This window comes from Arenibacter lacus (assembly GCF_008711145.1).
GTDB lineage: Bacteria > Bacteroidota > Bacteroidia > Flavobacteriales > Flavobacteriaceae > Arenibacter > Arenibacter amylolyticus.
On the sequence record NZ_VVIN01000019.1, the window covers coordinates 31,869 to 57,944 of the forward strand.

Consider the following 26,076-nt stretch of genomic DNA (forward strand, 5'->3'; position numbering starts at 1 on the left):
CTGCCAAATCCCTAGAAAATCCTATTATTTATAAGTGGATTGCTGCTGCTATTATAGCCATTGCCTCCCCAAAAAATAGATCAGGGCTAGGCTGGGTACTATATATAAAGGACGCTAAATACAAGGAATGAAGAGCTTTTAACCACTATAAGCTATGCATTGAATAGGTTTTATGCACTGTTTCTTGGGGCAAATTCACTTAAACTATGTTCTTTCATTACTTTCCCCCGTAATAAACACCCCTTAAATCCCATAAGATACACCCTCCCATATCTGCTCTAATTCAGTATAAACCCCTTACTTTTCCCCATAAAAAACACTTAACAAAACATTCACAACCCCTTGACCCGCAACCATCTATACAATTCACCTTCGGTCTAGTACGGTTCACTTGCCAATTTGTACGCTTCACCCAAAACCTCCCTAAAACAGTCTATTTGGTTGCTATCTTTGTACTTGTAAAAATTAAAGATTCATACAGAAAAGAGTGCATAACAAAACAAAAAAGAGTATTAAACAGCATATGAGTTTGAAGAAAAGATTAAGTACAGTATTAGGAGTAGGAATGATATCTGTATTGCTACTCTCCTTTAACGATACCAGTGAATGTATATTATCCACTGATTACAGTGGCCAATTCCTCAATATAAATGAGGCTTCCTGTCTTTTTGAGGACGTGTTATTAGACGATAATAGAGCAGCAAACCTACGTCCAGAAGAGATTAAGGTAGTAGAAGCTCAGGAGGAAATTGAGCTCGATTTTAATACCGCAGAATACCTACCCATTGGCTTTAACGCTTACGCTAGTAATGATTTGGACCTAGCCGAACTTAAGGTAGTAGAAGTGGAAGAAGAAATTGAACTAGATTTCAACACTGCAGAATACCTACCCATTGGCTTTAACGCTTATGCGAGTAAAGAATTAAACTTGGCCGATCTTGAGGTAGTAGAAGTGCAAGAAGAAATTGAACTAGATTTTAACACTGCAGAATACCTACCCATTGGCTTTAACGCCCATGCTGGTAAGGAGCTAAATTTGACAGATCTTGAGGTAGTGGAAGTAGAAGAAGACATTGAACTAGGGTTTAACACCGCGAAATACCTTCCTATTGGCTTTAACGCTTATGCAGGAATGGAGTTAGACCTCAACGATTTAGTCATCGAAAAAGAGGAAGAAGAAATTGAACTTAGCAAAGAAGTAATGGATTACCTACCCAAAGGATTTAATCCGTACGCTAAGTAATTATGGTAGTTTTTTGGTTAGTTGGTTGGGGTAGGCCTTTGGCATTTTTGCTAGGGGCCTATCATTTTTTTAGATGAGCTGATACGGCCTATTCTTAGACAAGAACATAACCGTTTCCACAAAAGCCCCTCTAATTTCCTCCTAAAAATAGCATAGACCAAACCAATTTCTGACCTTTGAAGTTAAAAGGAGTTATTAATACTATAATAAAATGCAGGGTGTAAAACAGGTAAAATTACAGGAGATATTAAAGATAGCGACACTAATCGCTATATTGGTAACACTCCCCTTAACCTTAAGCCTATTTAAATCGGTTTGGTTTACGGAGGAGCTATATACCCAAGACCTGTTCAAGGATTTTATTTTAAAACTGATTTTTTTCTTCCTGTTTTCATGGGTGGCCCTTCAGTACAATACCAATTGGATCTATAGAATTCCAAAAGAAAGCAGATTTATTGATCTAGGGCTGCGCTTCATAGGGAATTTGGCCATTCTACTAGTTACCACCGCCTTGTTCAACAAAATAAATCCCTATTTTGTAGACAAGACCATTTCCGAAAGGGAAGCGGGCTTTGTGACTTCTATCTTTATTGTAGTCCATATCATTATCCTCTTTATTTCCCGCATCCTCCGCCTTCAAATTATTCAGCGGCAAAGTATCTTGGAAAACGAACATTTAAAACAACAGAACCTAGAGAATGAACTCACCGCGCTAAAGAATCAGATCAACCCACATTTTCTATTTAATTCCTTAAATTCGCTCAATTATCTTATTCGAGATAACAAGGAGGCTTCCCTTTTTGTAAAGAAGCTATCCTTTATGTACCGATATATTTTACAGAGCGGAGATCGGAATCTGGTATTATTAAAAGAGGAGCTTAAATTTTTAGAGAGCTATACCTATTTAATTAAAACACGGTATCGCAACCGTTTTCTCATAGAAATCAATATTGATGAGACCTACTTGGAGCGAAGAATTCCTCCTTTAGCCCTTCAATTACTGGTAGAAAATGCGGTAAAACACAATGAGATCTCTACCTCCAATCCGTTAAAGGTGCATATATATTCGGACAATGATTCGCTGTTTGTAGAAAACAAGGTGAGAGCAAGGTCTTCGCTGGCCGAAGGAACGGGAAGCGGACTCCTTAACTTGTACAAACGCTATTATATGATAAGAAAGCAGCAAATAGTGATTGATAGGAACAATGAATTTTTCCGTGTTAAACTCCCATTGAATAAAATGACATGAAGGTTGTAATTGTAGAAGACGAGGTTGCAGCAAGCGAACACCTTGCTTATATTCTAAAAAACATAGAAGACTCCATAGAGATTTTGGCCGTTTTGGATTCTGTGAAGGAATCCGTAGCGTATTTCTCCAAAAATAAGGAGGCGGAACTTATATTTATGGATATCCATTTAGCCGATGGTCTTTCTTTTGAGATCTTCGACTCCGTAAAAATAGATACTCCCATTATTTTCACTACTGCCTATGATCAATATGCACTACAGGCTTTTAAACTAAACAGCATAGACTATCTATTAAAACCTATAGACGAGGATGAGCTGGCAGATAGCCTGGCACAATACAAAGGCCAATTTAAGGAAAAGGGACTTTATGCCGAGCAAGTGGAAGGTTTATTAAACTTGATAAGCACTAATAAAACCACCTATAAATCTATGTATCTGGTCCATTACAGGGACCAACTGGTTCCCGTAAAAACCGAAAACATTGCCTATTTATATATAGAAACCGGCATTGTTAAAGCCGTGACAGATGAGAATCAGACCTATACCATGGAGCAAAATTTGGAGGATATGGAAAACGATCTAGACCCCTCTATTTTCTATAGGGCTAACAGGCAGTTTATTGTAAAGAAGGACGCCATAACAGGCATTAAGCAATACTTTAATGGTAAGCTCATCCTAAGCGTTACCCCTCCTTCCGAAGAAAGGATAGTTGTTAGTAGAGCCAAAGCACCCGAGTTTAAAAACTGGATGAACCAGTAATTCTGCCAGAAGCATCCACAAAACACAACCGGCCCAATAGATTTTTAAGTTCTATTGGGCCGGAACTGTTTAAAGAATAAATGCTGATTAACTTATTAATTCAACCACCACTTTGTTCGGCAATGTTGCCATTGAGTTGTCCAGTATTGGTAATTGACTTAAGGATAAAACTAATTTTAGCCAGCCTTTTACTTAATAGAATTAATCTTGCGCTGCATCGGCAGAATCAGAATTACTTTTCAACATTACCGAATTAGTGCCTGTAAGCGGTTTAACGTTATTATTCCCCTGATCCGTATACGAGGCCGAAATCACCATCACCTTTCCCTTATCTTCATTAGAAGGTCTAATGGTTCCAGAAGTAGGTAGCGATTTTTGCTTTTGGCCAGTATCAGCCAACGACTGAATATAGGCGGTAATTTGTCGCGCTTCGTCTTGGGACATATTGGGATGTGCCGGCATGGTCACCTCTCCCCAAACTCCGCCACCACCAGAAATTATAACTCCTTGGAGGTAGGAAGCCGCATTTTTATCCGACTTATATTTGGCAGCAATGTCGGTATAGGCGGGACCAATAGATTTCCCTAATTCCTTATGACAGGTTCTACAATCCATAGATTGGGTAAGTGCTTTTCCGGTTACCGCGGCAGACACTTCTTGGTGGCCCAAGGATAGCGACACTTCATCCATACTCTCCAAATAATCTACGGAGACAAATATATTGTCTTCCAATATCTCCGATCCATCCGGATCGCTTACAGAAACGGTATAGTTTACCGGAACACCTGGCGTAAAGAAGGAAGGATCCCCATTTGTTAATGCTATAGCGACCACAGGCCTAGAGTTACCTGCCACTACGGAGACGGCATTACTTTTGGCAGCAGCTCCCTTACTATCCCTTACTTCTACGGAAACAAAGTAGTCTCCTGCTTCCGTATACTCATAAGTGATTTGGGGTTCGCTAGTCTCCTTGGTTTCCCCATTTCCTAAATTCCATAAGTAGGTCATTTCATCCTGCTCGCGGTCCATAGCTTCTACTTTGGCAACAATTTTTAAGGGAAGTGCTCCAGAGGTCTTGTCTACCTCCATATTTTCTACCAAGGGCGGTCTGTTCCCTCCGTTGTATTCAATATAACTCAGGGCAGAATTGTCGTTCTTAGAGAACCAGCCGCTTCCGTATTCCAACAGGTAAATTCTCCCATCCGGTGCCACCTCCATATCTATAAGGTTGTTTAATTTAATCTGATCTGCAAAGGGCTCCATTTTATTGAACTCTCCGTTGGGGAACAGGCTAACGGCTTTCATCCAGCCTCGAATCCAATCGTACACAAACACCTTTCCATCATAGTATTCGGGCAAGGCATTTTCCCCGTTGTAAATATCCGAGTAATACACCGGTCCGGCCATGGCGTTTCTTCCTCCGGTTCCCATTTGTGGAAACTCTTGGGAGACTACATAGGGATAATAAGCAAAGGCGGGCATAGCCTTGGGAAGCTCTTTAAGTCCGGTATTGTTCCTAGAATTATTGATGGGCTTTTCGGGGTCGAAAAACTCCCCATTTTCCCCAGTCGCATAGTCGTAACTGCGATACGGCTGATTATCGGCTATAAAAAAAGGCCATCCAAAGTTCCCTGCTTCCCTAGCCTGATTCATCTCGTCATAACCTCTAGGTCCCCTAGTCTGCAAACTGTCCTTTTGCGCATCTGGACCCACATCGCCCCAATACACATACCCCTTCTTGGGATCTACAGAGATTCTATAGGGATTTCTATGCCCCATGGTATAAATCTCTGGACGAGTTTTAGGAGTTCCCTCAGGAAACAGGTTTCCTTCTGGGATACTATAGCTCCCATCTTCATTCACTTTTATTCGCAATATCTTACCGCGCAGGTCATTGGTATTCCCAGAGGAACGCTGAGCGTCGTACTGCTCTTTTCCCGGAAGATCGTTCAAGGGAGCAAATCCGCTATTTATATATTTTACGCCTTTTTCATTAAAGGGAGTACTATTATCTCCTGTGGACAGGTATAATAAATTATCGGGACCAAAGGCGATGGACCCTCCGGTATGACAGCAAATTTCTCGTTGACTCTCCACTTCCAAGATAATCTGCTCGGTATCCATCTGAAGTACATCGTTTTCAAATTTAAATCGCGATAGCCTATTTACCCAGTGATCCCCGGCAGGACTATAAAAAAGATAAATCCAACGGTTATAGGCAAAATCGGGATCCTTTTGCAGGCCCATCAACCCTTCTTCGGCATTTACTCCTGGGGTTTCCAATGTTTTATGATACACATCCAAAAAACCTACCTGACTTAATTCTCCAGTGGCATGTTTGTACAACATTACCTCTCCCCTTCTCTGGGATACCAATACATCCATATTGGGAAGAATGGCCATTTCCGTAGGCTCAAAAAATTCGCCTACATGTAAAGGCACCTTCCTAAAACGATCAGCATCTGGGGGGTACTGGGAAGTAACCTTGTCGTAATTGAGCATTTCATTTTTCCCTATGACATAGTTAATACCACCCAAAAGATGTTTAAGAAAAAGATCTTCAGAAAAGCTCTCTTCTGTATGCCCTAGGGCAGTATAAAAAGCTCTCCCTCCATCGTATTCATGGTACCAGCTCATAGGGTGGAAATCCCCATTTTGCCCCCCTTCGTAACTACCCTCATCTACCGTCATCACCACCTGGATATCCGGATTGATCTTCTTAAAGTTATAAAGCTCATCCGATCGGCGCCAAACGGTATCTGTAAACATATTGGTTGCCATAAACTGGGGGTCTTTTATAATAAAATCGGCCTCTGGCGCTCCCGGAGGATGACTATGGAAATAGGCCCCTACTAATTTCCCATACCAGTTCCAATCGTACTCGGTATCGGCGGCAGCATGCACACCTACAAATCCGCCACCCGCCTGTATATACCTTTCAAATGCCGCTTCCTGTTTGGCATCTAAAATATTACCGGTAGTACTTAAAAAAATAATGGCCGAATATTTCTTTAGCCCCTCATCGGTAAATATTGCTGCGTTTTTTGTGGTATCCACCTCAAACTGGTTTTCTTCGCCCAATTTTTGAATGGCCGCGATTCCAGCTGGAATGGAGGAATGCTTAAATCCCATGGTTTTGGAAAACACCAAGACTTTGGGTGCTCCCTCGCGTTTTTTACTGTCGCACCCCATAAATAGCAGCACAGTAATAGAAAGAAATAAGGCAAAATAGTTTTTCATTTAAATGGTATTTAGTTGAATATTTAGGTGATTGTGATATTTCTGTAGTTCTAAAACAGATTTGGTATCTTAACTGAAATTTTAGGGAAAACCCTTCTGTAACTACAGCAAAGACTGTGTTTTTTATGAAACCCACCAAATATAATATTAATTTCAATTCTTTGAAGCCCAGACTTTCTTATTTTAAAAATCGCATCTGGGCATACCTACTGGGAAGACAAAAGTCTCCCTAGGCAACACATCTACCTTGGGTCCCACTATTATTAGGAATAATAATTAGACCAAAGCCACTATAGACAGCTTGGTAAGAAAAATTGAATAAATCTAAGGCACCTCTCTTAAAAGACATCAACAAACCAAAAAACCAGCAACCGATGATCATCAAAAAACAACACCATACCCCAGATAAGAGCGTTAACCCCCTCATAGGGATTCTTTTATTTTTAATTTCCATTTTGCTGTTCATTATTACGGTTCCCTTTGGATTTGTTTACGGCATTTTCCACTCCCTGTTACAAAAAGGATTGGTGGGCATTGGGGAGTACCTATTGAAAATGGCAGTCTCCATAGACCAATTGGGGAATGTGGCCATGCAACACCTATTAAACCTGGCCTGGGTAAAAAAAGGTGGTTATAAATTTGGCAATAGGGACGAGACCATTTCCAGTGCCTTGGGAAGAAACAATAAGCTAGATACGTTGACCGGGCTAGGGAGGTTTATCGATAATTTTTTAAATCTAATAGACAGGGACCACTCCTTAAACTCCATAGATTATTACATAGAACCCACACCGGAGATCTTGGATCTAGTTAGTTGGCTATGCATTGTAGATTTTAGGGTATTGGTGCTCTACAATAAAAAAACTGATGCCTTTAGTATTCCAGGAGGCTACAAAGTTAAAAGAACCTCGGATGCCAAGGTATTGCAAAGCCATATGCGAGAACTTTTGGGTATAGAGTTGATTATTCCCAGTCTTACCTATTTAGGTGTTTTTGAAGCACAGACATCCTTTCCCAAGCCAATAATCTTGGAACGAAAGAACTGTTATACCACTGACTACACTGGAATTATTGCTCCCAATCCCGCAAATTGGAAAGTGTTTTGGTTCACCTATGAAGATAGGAATAAGCTGAGTGAAGTTGACAAACTCATTTTGGATCATTTAAAAGAAAGCGAATCCATACACTGAGAAGAAACTCGATAGTGTTATAATTCATTTTTTTTGTTATTTTGCCCAAAACACAATAGACAAATACATGGAAATCCTCGGAATAGATGTCGGTGGCTCAGGCATAAAAGGAGCTTTGGTGAATATGGAAACGGGTGAAATGGTTTCGGAACGGTTTAGGATCCCCACCCCAAAATCGCGCAAACCCAAGGCAATGGCAAAGGTGGTTGCAAAAATTGTTTCCCACTTCAATTATGAAGGTCCCATAGGTTGTGGTTTTCCAACGGTAATAAAAAAAGGGGTGTGCAAAACCCCCGGAAACCTGCACCCAAAATGGCAGGGAACAAAAGTAGACGAACTCTTTAGCGAGGCTACGGGCTTACCAGTAACCGTGGTAAACGATGCGGACGCTGCTGGTTACGCCGCCCTTAATTACGGAGTAGGCAAAGGAAAAGAAGGTTTGGTGGTAATGATCACTATAGGCACTGGACTAGGGAGTGGGGCTTTTTTAAATGGAAAGCTAATCCCCAACTTCGAATTGGGCCAGATACCTTATAAGAAATATGAAAAAATAGAATTGTGGGCAGCAGCCTCGGCCAAGGAACGCGAAAACCTCAGCTATAAAAAATGGGGCAAGCGCTTTAATACCTTTCTAGAATACGTGGATTTAATTATCTCCCCAGACCTAATTATTTTGGGCGGAGGCACCTCCAAAGATTGGGATCAATTTAAGGAGTACATCACCATAAGCACCCCTGTAGTTCCCTCCCTTTTACGAAACCACGCAGGAATTATAGGAGCTGCAGCCGCAGCCTATGAGAAAGAACAGTTTAAACTTTAGGAGTGGTGCTTTAGCATCCAATCCCATTGAGATAAAAAAATCCCCAAAACCATGGTTTTGGGGATTTTTACTTTTGAATAGTATTATCTACTTAGTCGATCTTATTACGCTTACGCTCATTCTCGGTTAAGTATATTTTCCTAATACGCAAATGGTTAGGAGTAACCTCTACATATTCGTCCTTCTGGATATATTCTAAAGCCTCTTCCAAAGAAAACTTAATAGCAGGTACAATCTTTGCCTTATCGTCTGCTCCTGCGGAACGAACGTTAGAGTGCTTTTTAGATTTGGTGATATTAACCGTCATATCATCTTGTCTGGAGTTTTCCCCAATCACCTGACCTTCGTAAATATCTTCACCTGGATCTACAAAGAATTTACCTCTTTCCTGTAGTTTATCAATAGAGTAAGGAATGGCTTTACCGGTCTCCATGGAAACCAATGATCCATTCTGTCTCTGTGGAATTTCGCCCTTCATTGGTTGATATTCCAAGAAACGGTGCGTTACAATAGCCTCTCCAGCGGTAGCGGTAAGCAATTGGTTTCTTAAGCCAATAATACCACGGGATGGAATGATAAACTCACAGAGCATACGGTCGCCCCTTGCTTCCATACTGGTCATCTCCCCTTTTCGGATAGATACCATTTCTACTGCTTTCCCGGAAACCCCTTCTGGAAGATCTATCGTAAGCTGCTCAATAGGCTCACATTTAACTCCATCTATTTCCTTGATAATTACCTGTGGCTGGCCAATTTGAAGCTCATAACCTTCTCTTCTCATAGTTTCTATAAGAACTGAAAGGTGCAATACCCCTCTACCAAAAACCAAGAACTTATCTGCACTGTCGGTTGCATTTACCCGTAGTGCTAAGTTCTTCTCCAATTCACGTTGTAAACGATCATTGATATGCCTAGAAGTAACATATTTTCCATCTTTTCCAAAGAAGGGACTATCATTAATGGTGAACAACATACTCATAGTAGGTTCATCAATGGAAATAGTAGTTAATTTCTCCGGGTTTTCTATATCGGCAACGGTATCTCCAATATCGAAACCTTCTAGGCCTACGATAGCACAGATATCCCCAACAGCTACTTCCTTCACTCTTAATCTACCAACACCTTCAAAGGTAAATAACTCCTTTATTTTAGACTTCACTATGGTTCCGTCCCTTTTTACCAAGGATACTTGCTGACCTTCTTTTAAACCACCTCTTTGCAGTCTACCGATGGCAACCCTCCCGGTAAAGGAAGAGTAATCCAATGAAGTGATCAACATTTGGGTATTTCCTTCTTCGGCCTTAAAAGTTGGAATATGCTCTATAACCATATCCAATAAGGGCTCTAAATTTTCAGTTGGCTTCTGCCAATCCGTACTCATCCAATTGTTCTTTGCAGAACCATATACCGTTGGAAAATCTAACTGCCATTCCTCGGCACCTAGTTCGAACATTAGGTCGAATACTTTTTCATGAACTTCATCAGGAGTACAGTTCTCCTTATCCACTTTATTTACTACTACACAAGGCTTAAGACCTAAGTCTATCGCTTTTTGAAGCACAAATCTTGTCTGTGGCATTGGGCCTTCAAAGGCATCCACTAATAGGAGCACCCCATCGGCCATATTCAATACACGCTCTACTTCACCACCAAAATCGGCGTGACCAGGGGTATCAATGATATTGATCTTGGTCCCTTTGTAGTTTACTGCAACGTTTTTAGAGGTAATGGTTATCCCTCTTTCACGTTCCAGATCGTTGTTATCTAGTATTAGATCGCCAGTGATCTGGTTTTCCCTGAACAATTGGCAATGGTGCATAATCTTGTCTACCAAGGTGGTTTTACCGTGGTCTACGTGGGCAATAATAGCTATGTTTTTTGTTGCTGACATAAATGATTTTTATTTGCACTTAATTCTATTAAATGCGGGCGCAAAGATACGCATTTTTTTTCCGCTGACTAGAAAAGGTTTATTTTTCTTATCTGATTGATACTGAATATGTTTAAGCACCTTTCTCCTCTTATTTTCCAGCTTGGAGTTAGAGTCAGATTTTTCGTGCAAAATTAATCCCAAATCACTGTGTGTCAAATATTTAAAAACAACCACTCTTTTTTAATCTTGTTCATCTGCGGAAGGCCCATAGGTTGCAGGAACGGATTGCCCCAATAATCTGAGGTACACCCCCAATTGCGCTCTATGGTGTGGAATTTGGTTGAGCACCATCCCCCTCAACACCTGATACTTGGGCATTTCCATCACCGTTGTCCCGCCTTGAAGCATTTTCCAGTTTTTATCGTATTCTTCATTCGGCACTCGGAGGGAGTCTATGGCCTTTTCGGTAGTGGCCCTAAGCGTATTGACCATATCGTCCACAGAATCGTTAATAGGCGGCACATAGTTATCCATTGACATTTCATCCTGGTCCATGGTACCAATAACCCAACTCGGAATTTCCGCCAAATGGCTCCCCAATTGTTTAAGCGTCATGGATTTTTCGTGTGGTCGCCAGTCCAACTTATCCTTTGGGATACGCTTTAGGAACTTTTCTGTTAAAGCGACTTCGTGTTTTAATTCCGGAACCAATAATTTATGTATTTCCATGATTATATAATTTAAGGTTATCCTATTAATTTACGATTTTTAGGTGAGATTAAAGCCCCTATGGGGATTAAAAAAGACCTAGGAGACCACTGCATTTCTCACTCCAATGCGATCCGGGCGAATTTGGAATAAATAACGCAATCAAATCCCTATCTTTGCAACAAAATAATAACTGATGGATTTAGCGTTAATACCACAAATAAAACACCACCAAAGCAATAATTTTTTCCTTCTCTGCGGCCCCTGTGCCATTGAAGGGGAAGATATGGCCATGCGAATTGCAGAGCAGGTGGTGAGCATTACCGATAAACTAAAAATACCCTATGTTTTTAAGGGGAGTTTTAAGAAAGCTAACCGTAGTAGGGTAGATTCTTTTACGGGCATAGGCGATGAGAAGGCATTAAAGATTCTTAGAAAAGTTTCCGAAACCTTTAAAGTGCCCACCATTACGGATATCCATGAAGTATCCGATGCCCATATGGCAGCAGAATATGTAGACATTCTTCAGATTCCCGCTTTTTTGGTACGACAGACAGATTTGGTGGTTGCCGCCGCTGAGACTGGAAAGACCATCAACCTTAAAAAGGGACAGTTTATGAGTCCGGAAAGCATGAAGCATGCCGCACAAAAGGTACTGGACAGTAACAATAGTCAGGTTATGGTGACCGATAGGGGTACCATGTTTGGGTATCAGGACATGATTGTAGACTTCCGCGGCATACCCACCATGAAACAATTTGCACCCGTGGTATTGGATGTAACCCACTCCCTACAACAGCCCAATCAGGCTTCAGGGGTAACTGGGGGAAGACCAGATATGATAGAAACCATTTCTAGAGCTGGAATTGCTACTGGGGTAGACGGAATTTTTATGGAAACCCATTTTGATCCCGCTTCTGCCAAGAGTGATGGTGCTAATATGTTGCACTTGGATCATTTGGAAAAGTTGCTGACCAACCTAGTGGCCCTTCGGAAAACAGTGAACGAATTGAAATAAATTTCCTTGGCTTATTATTAGACTACAAGCCTAGGACTTATCTCATAGCCCTATTGCCTATAATAATGGCAATAGGGCTATTAATTTTCACCCCTCTCCCCCTACATTTCTACCATTTATACGGTTTCCCCATCCATCCATACAACCAGCACTCCAGAATAATCTAAATTCCTTAACTTAAAGAGACCATGGTGCCTAGCTGACTATTGCAATCCCCAATAAAAGGTGCATGCGACTTTAACAACGGAAGCTTATGAAGACTATCCATATCCCTTGTATTATTTTTATGGTTCTAAGTATGGTGATTAGCACGTCCTGTGTTAGCACCCGGGTAGAGGCAAGTCCCTACCAGGATAGCGTGGAAAACTTGGAATGCAGAAAAGAATCGAGCTGGAGCTACTACTGGGGTTTAAAGCAAAAAAGGGTCGATGCCAATCCCGAGGTAGCTGGCAACCCTTGCCCCTGCCGAGAAGGGGCCCTTTCCTGGGTGGTAGTCAAGACATCTTTTACGGACTTCCTACTAAGCTCCATCACACTGGGCATCGTAAATCACCGTACCGTCACTTATGGATGCGCAAGACCCACCGATGGTGATGGTAATATGGATAACTAAACACCCACAAAATGACTCCTACAGGAATAGATCCACTTCCCATACAACAATGGTCCAACAAGCACCAGAATTTCACCCATAACCTAGTACCAAATACCTCCTTTAAGCTTTGGAATCCCCCAGCGGCCACCTATAGGGAACGATACTTGGCCACGACCAGGAATTTTCAGTGGTTGATTGAAAATGCGATTGCCAAAAATCACAAAATTAGGGCCATGGGCAGCGGCTGGTCCTTTACAAAAGTAGGAGTTACAGAAGGTGGATTGATAGATACCGCCGGCCTAAACTTTTCCTTCCCTATTTCTACCAATTATGTGAACCCAAGCTATGCTAAAAAGCCTGAAGACCTTTACTTTTTACAATGCGGCGCCATTATTCACGAGATTAACACCCGCCTAACCTCCAAGAATCCACAACGCTCCCTAAAAGCGTCTGGAGCAAGTAACGGACAGACCATAGCCGGTGCCCTGTCTACCTGCACCCATGGGGCTGCCTTTAATGTGGGAGCGGTGCCCGATTTTGTAGTAGGACTTCATATAATTACGGGGGCTAACAAACATATTTGGTTAGAACGAGCCTCCTATCCCGTGGCCTCCCCACAATTTGTAAATTGGCTGGATGCGGAATTGGTTCAGGACGACGCCCTGTTTAACGCGGCATTGGTGAGCTTTGGCAGTTTTGGATTTATCCACGGGGTACTAATAGAGACCGAACCACAGTTTCTGCTTACAGAACATAGAATAGGGAATTTACCCTATAACAGCGCCCTTAAGACAGCCATGAGCACCTTAAACTTCTCAGGGCTGAACCTACCGGGTGTGGGACAGCATGGGGAAATGTATCATTTTGAGGTATTGTTCAATATTCACAATTTTGAAACCAACAATCCGGACAAGGGGGCCTTTATAAAATATATGTTTAAAAAACCTTTTCAACTCCCCCACACTCCCTTGCAAAGGGGAAACGATTTCACCTATGGGGACGACCTGTTAGGGATTATTTCAACGGTATTAGATAAGCTACCCGGGTCTGGATTGGCCATTCCCGCGATGGTGAATTTGATGTTTGGATTAGCATTTAAACCAGAGCCACCCCGTATAGGGACCGTTAGGGAAATTTTTAATTACACAAAATTTAGAGGTAAGGTGGCCAGTGCAGCTATGGCCATAGACATTGCCGATGCCCCACGGGCAGTAGAACTGTTGGTGGAGGTAAATAAGCAAAAGCCCTTTCCTGGCGGACTTTCCCTACGCTATGTGAACGGTACTAAGGCTACACTGGGCTTTACCAAGTTCCCAAAAACCTGCGTTTTGGAAATGGACGGCGTAGACGGTCAATCCGCACGGGACTACTACCAGGCGGTATGGAAGAAATTGGAACAGGAACAGATTCCCTATACCTTGCATTGGGGAAAGATCAATTTTAATTTAAACGAGACGCGACTAAAACAAATGTACGGCAGCTCACAAGTAGATGCTTGGATAGATGCCCGCAACAGTTTATTGAATCCTGCCACCATGCAGGTTTTTAACAGTGGATTCTTACAACAATGCGGCTTGGATAAAGTCCATGGTGCCATTGTATAGCTTTAAAGTTTTATAGCTTTGGCTAAAGCCCTTGCCTATATAAACCCCCAAATCCCCGCGATAAATCGCGGGGCCATTCAATTCTACCAAGATGGGTATTTGGTTAAGAGGTTATGAAGTTATAGGGTAAAGTGATTCATAAGAAGTTCAATTTCTATCAGGGACGCAACATACTGCCAACTAGCAACTGAGCCCCTCTCATTATTCCATACTTTGTATTAAATACTATCAAAAATCCCTCCGCTTTGCTCCTTCAGGCAAACCACCTCCCATTTTCTAAAGGGAGGAGCTTTTGCTAATTCCTTGCAGTGTGTGATAGGTAAAAAGTGTATCTAAATTCCAATCCTATTTACCTACTACTGACACCTGACTACTGATTACTGAAGTAATTGATCACTGAAAAAAACTACTCACTGCTCACCGATTACTGACTACTGATCACAGGTTCCACATAATCTTGGAGATAGGCATACCTTTGGGTGAGTTTTCCGTTTTTGGTCATCCGTGCCCGTTCTAGGATTCCGTCCTCGTCCCCATTAAAGAAGGCGGGAATAATATTTTTGAGAAATGCCTTCCCAAAGCCCTCGGTGGCATCCCTAGGCAATTCGCATGGCAGGTTATCTACCGCCATCACCGCGATGGCATTTGGATCCTTAAAATCGACTTCGGTCCCAGTTTTGGGATCGTATCCATAAATAGGATCTTCAATGGTACTCGCCCGTATGGTAGTAGCTATGGGGCCATCAATATCACAGCTGATATCGGCTACTACTTTTATATTAAAGTCGTCTTTCGCCACATCATCACGGGTATAGAGATAGGGGGCATCTTCATCATAAAAATGTCCGGCTATATACAAATCGGTTACCCTGGCAAAGCGAAAGAAATTGGACTTATACTCGGTCGGATTCTCAAAGAAGTCGAGCCTACTCCCCAGCTTGCCATCCGTTCTTTTGTTATATTTTGAAGCATCTATTTGGCAATAGACGGGTTGATTAAACTCCTTACTGAGAAAATCCGTGGCATTTACCTTTTTAAGCTGCATGGCTTTCAGCATTTCTTCCGCTCCATTACCAACCCTTCCCCTACCGGTCAGTAGGATTTTAATATTGGGAAGCTCAATGCTATTCAAGGCTTCAATCAGCTCCTTTTGGTCTTTTAGGGTTTCTGCTTTTGGCAGCTGGTACAGGTCAAATTTAAGTCCATACGCCCTAATGCCATTATAGGCACCAACAATGCCTGCATATTTCCCAAAGGCTACCAACCGCTGTCCCTTATCACCGGTAAACACCTCGTGATCGTACAGCTCAATGTTCTTTGCCAGAATGGCTTGTAACAAGGCCCTATTATAGGGTTGTTTTTTAATGGTATGGGAAAAGAAAATGTATTTTTTGTTGGGGATTAAACTTTGGATGGGCACTTCTTTTACCCCTAAAAGTACGTCGCACTCTTCCATTGCATCGGCTACCTCTATTCCGGCATCCTTATATTCTGCGTCTGTAAACGCTCTAAGGGGCGATGGCTCTACAACAAGTTGGGCCTCTTCATATTTGGCCAATAATTTTTTACAGGTTTCAGGAGAAAAAACCGCCCTTCTATCGGGAGGACTTTTTCGCTCTTTAATTATTCCAAACTTCATCAAATCATAGTTTTATAACTCCTGAAAGGAGATTCGTTGTAAATATAACATTTAAGGTGCTGAGGTCAAAATTTTTTTAGGAATAGTTTTTGCACTATATTTGCAGCCGCGTTAGGGATAGAGGCGAGTACCCTGCCTGCCGAAAGCAGGCTTGTACTGCCGAAAGCCCGACCCGGAGCATAGGTTGCAAAGTCGCTAAAGATTGTGTATATTCTAGCGAAGGGAAACGCCCAAATGGCCATTGGAATGGTACCGGTCATTTGTTCTTTGATAAATATCATGAGAATTGGAACGACCCATGCATTAATTTGGTGCAGGGTTCCGATAAAAAGGTACGCCAAGGCGTACGAATCTCATTGAAGGGGCCGACTGGTTTTGACAGCGAGACCAATTGGAATGTAAGCATGCCGAGCGCTGGGCTACAGCTCGTAAATCTCATTTTCCACACTTTTAATTGGCGAAAATAATTACGCTCTTGCCGCTTAATCTGAATCATAGTAGGATTAGCCTCGTCCCTACAAGGTAGGGAAGCGAGATGTTTCTGGGAAGCCCTTGTTGACGGCGTCCCTTTCAGAAGCACCAGCAAAGTCAACACAAGGGTAGTGAGGCTTCGGCACTATCACCAAAACTTAAGAAGCTAAGTGTGTATTAGGCGGTTCCTAGTCAGGTGCACATCGAAAATTAAGTAGGAACTACGCATGTAGAAAGCTTTTTAATTGCTTGTTTGGACGAGGGTTCGAATCCCTCCGGCTCCACAATCACCCACAACTGCGTTGTGGATCAAAACATAAAAACCCAACAAGTTTACTTGATTGGGTTTTTATGTTTTTAGACACCTGACTTTCTAAGTCAGGCAGTTGTACTTGCAGATCAGAAGCTACTGGGGATATGCAATCCTCCGGCTCCACTTCAAAAAACCACCTACGGGTGGTTTTTTACTCATTACTTTTTATGTTGTTTTTTTATCGGTATTCGTGAACCTACTAACGGCGGTTTCGTTTCCCCCTCGGGATTCGAAGGCCAACGCATCAGCTCCTGTCCTAACCTACCACTATATGGGATGGGTAGGATTAATAAAAATCTTCGGTATCTTTTTGCTAGGTATAGCGGCTAGAAATTAAACTACTAGTTTCTATTTTTTATAATTTCAACTAAATATTCCCTGGTTGCCTTATCCATCACTCCATTCCTTTGAAGTTCCTTGTTGCTGGACTGAAAATCCTTAAGGCAGCGCTCCGTCATTGGACCAAAAATACCGTCTGAAGTACCACAATTATACCCCAACTGTTTTAAAGCGTCCTGCAGCTTTGCCACATCCTCCCCGCTGTCACCTATTTTGATGTTCCTACTACTGAAATTGGGAACCGATACACTGCGCAACCGTCTAAATTGAAGGATTCTCTCTGCGGGGTAGGCACTCAAAGACACCTGGTTTCCTTGGTTACCCCCCAAGCAATAAACTCGCTGCTTATCGTGCGAAAAGCCCGTATAAAATCCTACATGCCCTTTCCATGAATTCCTAGACTCCCTCCAAAAGACCACAACATCCCCTGGTTCCGGATTGTCAATAGGGGTGCCTACATTTAACCAGGAACGGGCATCCAACCTCTTGGACCGTTCCAATCCGGCTTGGAGGGCTACCCAATTCGCGAACAAACTACACCAGGCCGTTTCGTCTGAAGTGTACTCCTTAAATCCACAGTCCTTGGCATACTTCAGAATTTGAGTATTAGCCTTTGCTCCCTTAACTTCCTTGACACCTATTTCCTGAGACAATATTTCGATTAAGTTTTTCATATCGTTTTAATTATAGATGGGGTATAGAAGGAATGTATGTTCCGTTTTGAATCCATCCAATCCTATTGTCAGAATTTTTGGGAGGCATATCCCAAAAAGGTAGCGCAGTACTTATAGGTCCCTTGGTGTTCTTAAAAAGTAAAATACCGAAATACCATACCGCTAACAATTAGGCTGACAGCAAGAAATCGAACTTTTTATTTGGAATACCCCAGCAACCTATTGGTACATGCGGGCATATACCTTAAAGTTTGGATTAATAAAAAAGGGAGGGATCCCTAAATTTAAGAAAAAAAATACGCTTTACGAAGTTTTGCTCCTGGATTCTTTTAGCCCAACTTAGGCCGAATAAAGCATTCCATAGTAGCACCTCTCCTTGCTCAATTAACTTGGAATACAGCCAAAACCCCTTTATGATCCGAAGGCCAAATTCCTTTTGGTTCCTTAATTACATCTTCCCCAGGATTGGTAGGGACTCTTTTCCCATAAGCAATACTGCCTACCGGCCCTAGCAAAGACACCTCCTTAAGGTCCAACCCCTGATCGGGGTAGTAGTATATAAAATCTATTCGGTCCCTATCATCGGCCTCGAGAGTCCATGCCAATTTATCCACTTCAACCAGAGTGTTGTTGGCAGGCCAGGTAATCCCTGGGTGTGTCACGGGATTTGGATATTTTACACGATAAGCGTCTACCAATCCATTGTTATAAAGAGTGATACTATTTTGCCAAGGAACTACCACCCCATTGTGATCGAACAAATCCTTAGTATCGTCTCCCCAATCCAAATGGGACGGCTCGTTAAAATCGCCCCCCAAAATCACCAAATTGCCTTTTTCTTTTTCCTTCATGGCATCTTCCACAAAGAGGGCAACGGCCTCATCCCGTTGGGAGGCAAGGTTCTGTTCCAATATTTTTTCTACGTTCAACACGGGTTCGGACAACTTGCCCCAGTTAATGCCATCATATCCTCTTGGGAGGTAACATGCATAATGGGTATAATCCAAATGAGCACTATAAAATGCTACGGAAGTACCGGCCACATCAATCAAGGCCTTGGTAATGGTTCCTCTATCATCCTTTAGCGGATATAGCGCTTCTTGGAAAAGGATGGGAAACCTAGAGATAATACCCGAATCCTCGCTGTGTTGGGAGTAATACACCTGTCCTTTTTCTTCCAAGGCATCTACCAATCTCTTTGCAAGACTCCGATCGTTATAATTTCTCACTTCACTTAAGGCAACTAAATCCGCTTTGGTATTCAAGATTTCGTCTACAATTGCATCAAACCCGCCTGGCACTTCATTACCCTCCTGCCAAATATTAAATTGAAGCACCCTTAACTCGCCATTAAAAGAAGCCTCGGAGACGGAATCCATCTTAGAATTCACCATCGTTTCTTCATTGTTCTTGGTCTTGGGGTTACATCCTAGGAAGACAAGTGAGGCAATTAGGATATAGTTAAATAAATATCGTTTCATCATTTTACAAATATTGTCCATAAAAAAGGCAGGAGGAGCTACTCCCCCTACCTTCCAAAATTAACCAACCTATAATTTTTTGGATTTGTTACTATTAAATCCATTAAGAGGCGCCAAAATGCAGCTTTTGGCGCATCCCAGTACAGTTTTCTTATTTTTTAATGGTAAATCTGTATTTCCCATCTCCTCCGATATCATATCCTGAAAAGCCAAGAACAAGATTCAGTTCCCCAGATTCCACATCATAGGTCCCTGCATCGCCTTTGTAAAAAGTAATGTTATAACCACTTCCTTCTACATTATAATCTTCCAGTAAGGTTACCGTACCGGTATTTGTACCGGTATTCACAGCACTTAATTCTAGGTCCAAAACCGTAGGTAGGTTGGCATCTGCCCAAAAGTCAAACTCAATTCTTAATTTTTGACAATCTTCCCCAACCACTTCTCCCGAACAGCTAGAAGGACTATAGCTAGGGTAGATATCATCTCTACAAACAACAGATCCTTTCCATAAGCTAGCAAGGCAAGAAGCATTTTCATTTACCACCGTCAATTGTAGGGAATTGTTTTTACTCTCATTTCCAAGCCCCATTATCACTTTGGGATGATCACTATGCAACTTTATTTGCACAGCCGTATCGCCCTCTGCATCCTCATCGCTCACGGCTGCCAATTTAATATAGGTGGTATAAGCCTTGAAGCCTTTTTTTATAGCGATAGCGCCCCCGGTTAGATCCTCTACTTGACTAGCTCCCTCTCCCTCCAAAGTATAGGAGATATTAATATCATCATGGATTTCTGAGGTAGAAAAAACATTGACAGGTATTTCTACGGCATTTTCACTACCTGGTTTTAGGGTTAATTCGGATTTACTGAAATAGACGAAGATGTCTTCTTGCTCCTCTTGAGAATCACAGGACAATAAGAAGAACGCTAGCAGTACAAGGGTATATTTAAAAATGTGATATGTTTTCATAAGGTTTGATTTTAGATTTTAAGTTTAATTAAGTAACCACATTCTACCATTGATATCATCATCTCCATATTGCCTCTTAATGGCTTCCTCTACATTTTCAGTATTATAGTCCACTTCTTTTTGCGGATACCTCCATCGTAGCGGGATACTACTCTCATTGCCTTTATTTAGGGAAGTAGCCGGATTCACCTTTAAGGCTGGAAAGCCTGTGCGACGATAGTTATAGTAATTGCTCCAACCAGAATTTAAGAAACTAGCAATAAATTTTTGAGTGATAATCTGCTCTAGCCCTTCTGCTGCATTGTAGGCTACCGCTTCCCCTTGCAGGTAAGTAGTTATATAGTTATCATCCATGCTTACATCTGGGTAGCTCCTTGCATGACTTCTTAAAAATTCCATGGATGCACGGATACCTGCATTGTAATAATTCTCTGCATCGCCACTAATCCAACCGCGATAAGCTGCCTCGGCCAAATTAAATTGGAGTTCTACAAACCCTAAACTTACATAGGGTTCTGCATTAAAATCCGTATAATATCTTTCGTGGATCCTGGAAAGATCCTTTGCCGCCTCTTGAGCTACAATATCATTAAACTCAGCCGTTCCGTCCGCCCCTTCATAAGCGTCAAAATCATTGGTTGCCAAACCTTGACTAACGGCATTTCCTGTAGGAGCAGCATAGTAAAATAAACGCTTATCCTGTCTTTCCTTTAAAAATTCCACCAGCATTTCGTCCATATTGGGGTAAGGCTTATGGCTGCTGTTCCAAAATGGATACCGCTCGCCCCCTTTATCACTAAAAACCAGCTGCATATTATCTTCGTTAGAGGTGAATATGGGATATTGACTGGGGTTTTCCACAATCTGTTTAAACTTCTGTGCAATATTGATACTGCTTGCCCCTTCCCTGTTGGATAGATTGATCAATACTTTTAGGGCGAAGGTGTTTACCACCTTTCTCCATGAATCTAAATTGCCGCCATATATGATATCCCCTTGCAATTCACCCTCGGTATTGGCTAGCAATTGATTGGCCTGCTCCAATTGATCCAAAATACCCACAAAGACTTCTTCTTGGGTATCATACTTTGGAAAATACGCTCCTTCGGTTTCCCCTTTTATGGCATCGGTAAAAGGAACATCTCCAAAGACCATAGTCATATCAAAAGCAAACCATGCATTAAAAAAGTGGGCCAGTGCCAAATATGCGGGCTCTTCAGTTCGTTCTGCTTCCTGCACCATTTTCTGCACATTTCGCATAGACCCATAAGCGTAAAAACTAGACCGATCAAAATGGTAGTATTGGTAAGACTCTATGGTTTCCGTCCAAACAATTTGACGAGATACCAAGGCAGAATTAAAGAAGTTCTTTCCATAAGAGGGCTGTGCAGTGCTTAGGATAATATTCGTCAATAGCATACTGGGTACTACATCTTCCGGACTATTGGGGTTTTGATTGATATCCTCAAAATTCTGGGTACAGGAACCTAAAATCAAAAAGAACATCAAAACTGCTGTTATTTTATATGTTTTCATCTGTTTATATTTTATTTTTTTATGGCTTCCTACCCTACCCTCGGGCCAAGTAAGAAACCTATAGTTTGAAATGGTTAGAATGAAAGTTTAAGGTTAAAGCCAATATTCCTATGTGAGGCCGAAGAGAGATTATCTGCACCCCAATCCGGATCCACATGTTTTACTTCTTTGGTCCACAGCCAAAGATTTCTGCCCACAAGACCAAAACTTGCAGTTGAGGCTCCTATTTGTTCGCAAATATGCTCTGGCACATTAAAGTTTAGGGTAGCTTCCCTAAGTTTTACAAAGGTCTGATCGAAAATATTTTGTGAGGAAAGGTTCCCAATATAGGGGTTGTACCTTTTCATGTAGGTGATATAGCTTACTTCGGTCGCATTGGGAGCAAATACTCGGGTATCATTGGTTATGTTCCCTTTTTCATCCCTAGTGACCTCCCCACTGGTAACGATCACTCCATCTCCTACGTAGGTATTGATACCATTGGCGGCCGCTTCCCTATACTGATTTACAGATTCTGGATGGGAACCGGAATTCCACATTGCCTGATTGGTTCTGGAATACATATCCCCTCCAATTCTTCCATCAAAGGAAAAGGAAAGACTAAACCTGTTATATCTAATAGTGTTGTTCCATCCCCACACAAAATTAGGTTCGGAATGGCCTAGTGCACTTTCATAGTCGCTACGCACCGGAAATCCATTGCTGTGTATTACATTTCCATTGGGATCTCTTTCCCAGTCGTACGCAACAATATAATCTGTTCTCGCTCCGGGATATACCCACGCCTTTTGAGGGGAAAAGTCAGGATCCAATTGTTTCCAATACCAGTGGTATACAGATCCGTTAACCTGCGTATCCCAGGCAAAGTGTTCCTTTTTTATAATTTGCGCCCCTAGGGTTAATTCGTAGCCCTTCTTTTCATATTGCTCGTCCGTATTAGTGGTTTTACTACTAAAACCGGAAGCATCGGATACTGCAGCATTGGTAATGAAGTTATAGTTTAAAGTATTATAGTAAGCCATGTCTAGTTTTAATCTACTCTTAAAAAAGCGCAAATCGGCACCAAACTCATACGTTCTATTTTCTTCGGGCTTTAAATTGGATCCACGGATAGACCCTGGATAGGAAGCGGTACTCTGTCCTGCCCAAACATCCGAGTTTACAGAGTAAACCGGACGGATACTATAGGGGTCTATATCCTTTTTGGAAAGGGTCCAGGAAGCACGAAGTTTTGCAAAAGAAATTGCTTCGGGCATATTTACAAATTCCGAAATTACACCACTAAAGGCCGCAGAAGGATAAAAATACGATCGGGTTTCTTCTGGCAGGGCCGATGACCAATCGTTACGACCAGTTAGATCTAAAAAGAGTCCGCTTTTATAGGCAAGACTAAACTTTCCATAAACACTGTTCAATTGCTTTTCCCTAAGGTAATTAGAAGCGCCCACGGGATTGGCGGAATTGGAAAGGGAGTAGAATCCTGGAACGTTCAGTCCGTCCGTACTAGCAGAAAGACTTTTATACATATTATAATTTAGGGTTCCTCCCACAAAAGCATTCAGGTCTAAATCTGGGGTAATTTCCTTGTCGTAGTTTAATAATAGATCGGAGTTTACCGTAAAATCATAATTACTAGATTCTGAATACCCTCCCTTACCTTGACCTTGACTGATGGGGAAATTAACCGTACGTTGTACACTACGGGAGTTTAGACCGGTACGGCTGGTTAAGGTTAATCCCTCCATAATATCGTAATTCAATGTCATATACCCATAGGAGCCATCTTGGTAGTACCCTTGTAGGTTTTCATGTGCTAAAAAGTATGGGTTGTTGTAGAAAGAGGTATATTGATAATATTTCTGCTGTACATCTTTGGTAAGCCAGTAATCCTTAAAATCGCGAATATCAAAATCCGTTCCGGACCATACCAAAAGGTTGTAAACATACCCATTCCCCGTATATCCAGAAGTCGGTATATTTGGGGAGTATTGTTTGTTGTAGGTTAAAGACGCATCCACATTAAGTCTATCGGAAATTTCCAACGTTCCCCCCAAATTAAAAGTAGCATTGTTTAACTGGGTATTGGGAACCTGTCCTTTTTGGTAAACATGCGTAGCAGACACCCTAAAAGAACCCTTTTCCCCGCTTTGGGATACATTTATATTATTGGTGGTGATATACTCCGACCCCAAAAAGTTTTTAAGGTTATTCTTTCCTCTAGACACCCATGGTGTAGGGATTCGCTCACCTGTTACAGGGTCGATGGGGCTATCCCACTGCGCAATTTCTTTCCATCCGCTAGGAGTTGAAGGATCGCGAACATCCATTCTAGGCCCCCATACATAGGTGGCTGCATCATTTACACCACCTCCTGCACCATCGCCGTACCGGTATTGGCCATTATCTCCCGTTCCATATACCGATTGAGGCTTTGGAATTGCCACATAGCCCGCCTTATACATCGTAGCAGAATTAATATTAACGCTTACTTTTCCGGTAGCGCCCTTTTTGGTGGTGATCATTATAGCACCGCCAGACCCTTTGGAGCCGTATAATGCGGAGGCAGTAGCACCTTTTAATACGGTAATACTCTCGATGTCATTGGGGCTAACGTTCCAAAAATCGGTAGAGACCGGCACCCCATCTATGACCACCAATGGAGATTCTCCCCGTAGACTAATAGAGGGAGTATCATAAAATTCTGTGCTATTAAAAACTGTTAAACCAGCAACTTGCCCTGTGAGGTTACTTAACACATTCCCTTCAGGAGCCCGTTCTAAAATATCTCCCTGCACCTCTTGAACCGCATAGCCCAAGGCTTTCTCTTGCTTTTTAATTCCAAGCGCGGTAACCACAACCTCATCCAAGGCAGCGGCTTGCACTTCCAAAGCAACGTCAATGACAGTCCTATTGTTTACAGGAATAGCCTGAGTAGTGTACCCAATATAGCTTATCTCTAAAACTGCTGTACTAGGTACCGTAATACTAAACTCACCATCAAAATTGGACACCACACCAGTAGCGGTGCCTTTCTGAATAATACTAGCTCCAGGCAGGGGTTGATTGTTATCCACATCGGTAATAACACCCGTTACCTTTATATCCTGGGCTTGAGCAATTTGAATAAACCCTATAAACATAAGAAATCCCCAAGTGTAGCGGGCAATCCTTTTGTTTTTTGGCAGGTAGTTTTTTAGAATCTTTTTCATAACGATCGTTAAAGTTGATTTCTTTTAGTTTTCTGAATTGGTTAATTCCTTGTTAAAATTTCATAAATACGAATGTAGAAAAATAAATTGATTGAACAATCATTCAATAAATTATTTTTAGGTTAATTTTGTGTTTAACCAGAATGATGTAATATTGTAATATGGGAAGAAAAAGCCTTAAAGAGGTACGACAAAAAGAGATAATTGCTGCGTTTTATAACGTATCGAAAAGAGAAGGTCTCGAAAATGCCTCCTTGGCCAAAGTGGCCAAGGAAATGGGAATTAACACCAGTTTGATACTTCATTACTTTGGTTCCAAGGAAGAACTTATTTATGGGTTGATCGATTTTATTATGGATCGCTACTCGGTTTTATACAATACCAAAAGTGAAGTAAACAGTAAAGAGTCCCACCTAAAGGAGATTGTGAATAATCTGTTCTCTAGGGAATGGAACGATTTAGTAGACGATGGGGTTTTCTACGGCTGTTTCACTTTGGTATTTAGAAACGAAAAAATCAAAGCGGCGTACAAAGAGCTTCATGATGAGCTGAGGATTCTTTTAACTAAGGCCATACAAGAGGCTAAGGATGCTGGAGAGGTAGATGTGGAGAATCCGAGGGAAGCAGCGGATATTATTTTTATATTGGTAGAGGGTGCGTATTATTACCTTTCGTTGGTAGACATTGATGCGGACTACCAACGAAAGTTAGAGAAATATAAGAATGCTGCCATCGAGATCTTAAGATTCAAGGAATAAGCAGGTAACGTAATGGCCTTAGGTCTTTTTTTTCTTTCGAACAATCAGAAAAATTGCGTAGAATCCAATTAGCATCCAAATAAGATTGGTGTATAAATTGGGCCATGATTGGGTGTCATAGGCAGAAACAACCAAACAGAGTCCACCCCCCACATTCATAAAATGATAAGGCATCCTTTCTGCTTTTAACTTACCCACACTCAGCAAAAAGTAGGAGGCTATAAAAAGTAGAAAGCCCGTCCATCCTATGAAATCGTATATGTTCAATTGTTGGTGTTTTTAACTTCAAACTGAAAGAAAGTCTAATAAATAACCTACTCTTCATACTAATACCTCAATAAGGTTCTCATTTAGTGTACTTAGGTATAAATCATTGATTCAT

General features: G+C 41.7%; 19 protein-coding genes and 1 other RNA gene. 10 read left to right on the top strand and 10 right to left on the bottom strand.

Annotated elements, in window-relative coordinates; translation table 11 throughout:
• Positions 1 to 529: 529 nt before the first annotated feature.
• The 3 genes from F1E73_RS07865 to F1E73_RS07875 all read left to right on the top strand — a co-directional run bounded on the left by F1E73_RS07865 (position 530) and on the right by F1E73_RS07875 (position 3,250).
• Positions 530 to 1,243 (top strand): hypothetical protein, encoded by a 714-nt coding sequence (locus tag F1E73_RS07865; RefSeq protein ID WP_191088996.1) that lies wholly within the window; start codon positions 530 to 532, stop codon positions 1,241 to 1,243.
• A gap of 211 nt (positions 1,244 to 1,454) precedes the next feature.
• Positions 1,455 to 2,492, top strand: a complete 1,038-nt coding sequence (locus tag F1E73_RS07870) for a sensor histidine kinase (protein WP_150451600.1) — start codon at positions 1,455 to 1,457, stop codon at positions 2,490 to 2,492.
• Positions 2,489 to 3,250 (top strand): LytR/AlgR family response regulator transcription factor, encoded by a 762-nt coding sequence (locus F1E73_RS07875; protein WP_086476305.1) that lies wholly within the window; start codon positions 2,489 to 2,491, stop codon positions 3,248 to 3,250. Before F1E73_RS07870 ends, F1E73_RS07875 begins: the two co-directional genes overlap by 4 nt.
• A 201-nt stretch (positions 3,251 to 3,451) precedes the next feature.
• On the opposite strand, the gene F1E73_RS07880 is transcribed toward F1E73_RS07875, so the two are convergent.
• Complete coding sequence (locus F1E73_RS07880; RefSeq protein ID WP_150451601.1) at positions 3,452 to 6,490, bottom strand: ThuA domain-containing protein; 3,039 nt, start codon at positions 6,488 to 6,490, stop codon at positions 3,452 to 3,454.
• Positions 6,491 to 6,864: 374 nt separating this feature from the next.
• Between F1E73_RS07880 and F1E73_RS07885 the strand changes: the two genes are divergently transcribed.
• Positions 6,865 to 7,680, top strand: coding sequence for an NUDIX hydrolase (locus F1E73_RS07885; RefSeq protein ID WP_150451602.1), 816 nt, complete (start codon positions 6,865 to 6,867; stop codon positions 7,678 to 7,680).
• A 67-nt stretch (positions 7,681 to 7,747) separates the two neighbouring features.
• Complete coding sequence (ppgK, locus tag F1E73_RS07890; protein WP_086476308.1) at positions 7,748 to 8,500, top strand: polyphosphate--glucose phosphotransferase; 753 nt, start codon at positions 7,748 to 7,750, stop codon at positions 8,498 to 8,500.
• Between the two features lie 91 nt (positions 8,501 to 8,591).
• Here the strand turns inward: ppgK and typA are convergent, their stop codons facing one another.
• Positions 8,592 to 10,391: a translational GTPase TypA gene (gene typA, locus F1E73_RS07895; RefSeq protein WP_086476309.1), complete on the bottom strand. Its 1,800-nt coding sequence runs from the start codon at positions 10,389 to 10,391 to the stop codon at positions 8,592 to 8,594.
• A 222-nt stretch (positions 10,392 to 10,613) separates the two neighbouring features.
• Positions 10,614 to 11,102, bottom strand: coding sequence for a DinB family protein (locus F1E73_RS07900; RefSeq protein WP_191088997.1), 489 nt, complete (start codon positions 11,100 to 11,102; stop codon positions 10,614 to 10,616).
• A gap of 175 nt (positions 11,103 to 11,277) precedes the next feature.
• Here F1E73_RS07900 and kdsA point away from each other — a divergent pair, with 175 nt between their 5' ends.
• From kdsA to F1E73_RS07915, 3 genes are all read left to right on the top strand, one after another.
• Positions 11,278 to 12,099 (top strand): 3-deoxy-8-phosphooctulonate synthase, encoded by an 822-nt coding sequence (kdsA, locus tag F1E73_RS07905; protein ID WP_086476311.1) that lies wholly within the window; start codon positions 11,278 to 11,280, stop codon positions 12,097 to 12,099.
• 253 nt (positions 12,100 to 12,352) lie between these two features.
• Positions 12,353 to 12,712: a hypothetical protein gene (locus F1E73_RS07910; protein WP_086476312.1), complete on the top strand. Its 360-nt coding sequence runs from the start codon at positions 12,353 to 12,355 to the stop codon at positions 12,710 to 12,712.
• Between the two features lie 11 nt (positions 12,713 to 12,723).
• Positions 12,724 to 14,298: an FAD-binding oxidoreductase gene (locus tag F1E73_RS07915; protein ID WP_150451604.1), complete on the top strand. Its 1,575-nt coding sequence runs from the start codon at positions 12,724 to 12,726 to the stop codon at positions 14,296 to 14,298.
• 424 nt (positions 14,299 to 14,722) lie between these two features.
• On the opposite strand, the gene F1E73_RS07920 is transcribed toward F1E73_RS07915, so the two are convergent.
• Complete coding sequence (locus F1E73_RS07920) at positions 14,723 to 15,937, bottom strand: NAD(P)-dependent oxidoreductase (protein ID WP_150451605.1); 1,215 nt, start codon at positions 15,935 to 15,937, stop codon at positions 14,723 to 14,725.
• Positions 15,938 to 16,298: 361 nt separating this feature from the next.
• On the opposite strand from F1E73_RS07920, the gene ssrA reads away from it, so the two are divergent.
• Positions 16,299 to 16,695, top strand: a transfer-messenger RNA (tmRNA) gene (ssrA, locus tag F1E73_RS07925).
• A 367-nt stretch (positions 16,696 to 17,062) separates the two neighbouring features.
• On the opposite strand, the gene F1E73_RS18050 is transcribed toward ssrA, so the two are convergent.
• From F1E73_RS18050 to F1E73_RS07950, 5 genes are all read right to left on the bottom strand, one after another.
• A complete protein-coding gene (locus F1E73_RS18050) occupies positions 17,063 to 17,734 on the bottom strand; it encodes a C40 family peptidase (protein WP_150451606.1) in 672 nt (223 codons plus the stop codon).
• 380 nt (positions 17,735 to 18,114) lie between these two features.
• Positions 18,115 to 19,218, bottom strand: coding sequence for an endonuclease/exonuclease/phosphatase family protein (locus F1E73_RS07935; protein WP_223883390.1), 1,104 nt, complete (start codon positions 19,216 to 19,218; stop codon positions 18,115 to 18,117).
• A gap of 148 nt (positions 19,219 to 19,366) precedes the next feature.
• Positions 19,367 to 20,191, bottom strand: a complete 825-nt coding sequence (locus F1E73_RS07940; protein WP_150451607.1) for a hypothetical protein — start codon at positions 20,189 to 20,191, stop codon at positions 19,367 to 19,369.
• Positions 20,192 to 20,215: 24 nt separating this feature from the next.
• Positions 20,216 to 21,727 carry a SusD/RagB family nutrient-binding outer membrane lipoprotein gene (locus F1E73_RS07945; RefSeq protein ID WP_150451608.1) on the bottom strand — a complete coding sequence of 504 codons (1,512 nt, stop codon included), beginning with the start codon at positions 21,725 to 21,727 and terminating at the stop codon, positions 20,216 to 20,218.
• Between the two features lie 74 nt (positions 21,728 to 21,801).
• Complete coding sequence (locus F1E73_RS07950) at positions 21,802 to 24,936, bottom strand: SusC/RagA family TonB-linked outer membrane protein (protein WP_150451609.1); 3,135 nt, start codon at positions 24,934 to 24,936, stop codon at positions 21,802 to 21,804.
• A 161-nt stretch (positions 24,937 to 25,097) separates the two neighbouring features.
• On the opposite strand from F1E73_RS07950, the gene F1E73_RS07955 reads away from it, so the two are divergent.
• Positions 25,098 to 25,694: a TetR family transcriptional regulator gene (locus F1E73_RS07955; RefSeq protein ID WP_150451610.1), complete on the top strand. Its 597-nt coding sequence runs from the start codon at positions 25,098 to 25,100 to the stop codon at positions 25,692 to 25,694.
• An 18-nt stretch (positions 25,695 to 25,712) separates the two neighbouring features.
• Here the strand turns inward: F1E73_RS07955 and F1E73_RS07960 are convergent, their stop codons facing one another.
• Complete coding sequence (locus tag F1E73_RS07960; protein ID WP_150451611.1) at positions 25,713 to 25,961, bottom strand: CBU_0592 family membrane protein; 249 nt, start codon at positions 25,959 to 25,961, stop codon at positions 25,713 to 25,715.
• Between the last annotated feature and the right edge of the window lie 115 nt (positions 25,962 to 26,076).

Excerpts from the sequence above, each read along its gene's own strand:
- F1E73_RS07900 (WP_191088997.1), bottom strand. The coding sequence starts at position 11,102 with ATGGAAATACATAAATTATTGGTTCCGGAATTAAAACACGAAGTCGCT.
- F1E73_RS07910 (WP_086476312.1), top strand. The coding sequence starts at position 12,353 with ATGAAGACTATCCATATCCCTTGTATTATTTTTATGGTTCTAAGTATG.
- ppgK (WP_086476308.1), top strand. The coding sequence starts at position 7,748 with ATGGAAATCCTCGGAATAGATGTCGGTGGCTCAGGCATAAAAGGAGCT.
- F1E73_RS07920 (WP_150451605.1), bottom strand. The coding sequence starts at position 15,937 with ATGAAGTTTGGAATAATTAAAGAGCGAAAAAGTCCTCCCGATAGAAGG.
- kdsA (WP_086476311.1), top strand. The coding sequence starts at position 11,278 with ATGGATTTAGCGTTAATACCACAAATAAAACACCACCAAAGCAATAAT.
- F1E73_RS07950 (WP_150451609.1), bottom strand. The coding sequence starts at position 24,936 with ATGAAAAAGATTCTAAAAAACTACCTGCCAAAAAACAAAAGGATTGCC.
- F1E73_RS07945 (WP_150451608.1), bottom strand. The coding sequence starts at position 21,727 with ATGAAAACATATAAAATAACAGCAGTTTTGATGTTCTTTTTGATTTTA.
- F1E73_RS07880 (WP_150451601.1), bottom strand. The coding sequence starts at position 6,490 with ATGAAAAACTATTTTGCCTTATTTCTTTCTATTACTGTGCTGCTATTT.
- F1E73_RS07885 (WP_150451602.1), top strand. The coding sequence starts at position 6,865 with ATGATCATCAAAAAACAACACCATACCCCAGATAAGAGCGTTAACCCC.
- F1E73_RS07870 (WP_150451600.1), top strand. The coding sequence starts at position 1,455 with ATGCAGGGTGTAAAACAGGTAAAATTACAGGAGATATTAAAGATAGCG.
- F1E73_RS07940 (WP_150451607.1), bottom strand. The coding sequence starts at position 20,191 with ATGAAAACATATCACATTTTTAAATATACCCTTGTACTGCTAGCGTTC.
- F1E73_RS07875 (WP_086476305.1), top strand. The coding sequence starts at position 2,489 with ATGAAGGTTGTAATTGTAGAAGACGAGGTTGCAGCAAGCGAACACCTT.
- typA (WP_086476309.1), bottom strand. The coding sequence starts at position 10,391 with ATGTCAGCAACAAAAAACATAGCTATTATTGCCCACGTAGACCACGGT.
- F1E73_RS07935 (WP_223883390.1), bottom strand. The coding sequence starts at position 19,218 with ATGATGAAACGATATTTATTTAACTATATCCTAATTGCCTCACTTGTC.
- F1E73_RS18050 (WP_150451606.1), bottom strand. The coding sequence starts at position 17,734 with ATGAAAAACTTAATCGAAATATTGTCTCAGGAAATAGGTGTCAAGGAA.
- F1E73_RS07955 (WP_150451610.1), top strand. The coding sequence starts at position 25,098 with ATGGGAAGAAAAAGCCTTAAAGAGGTACGACAAAAAGAGATAATTGCT.
- F1E73_RS07915 (WP_150451604.1), top strand. The coding sequence starts at position 12,724 with ATGACTCCTACAGGAATAGATCCACTTCCCATACAACAATGGTCCAAC.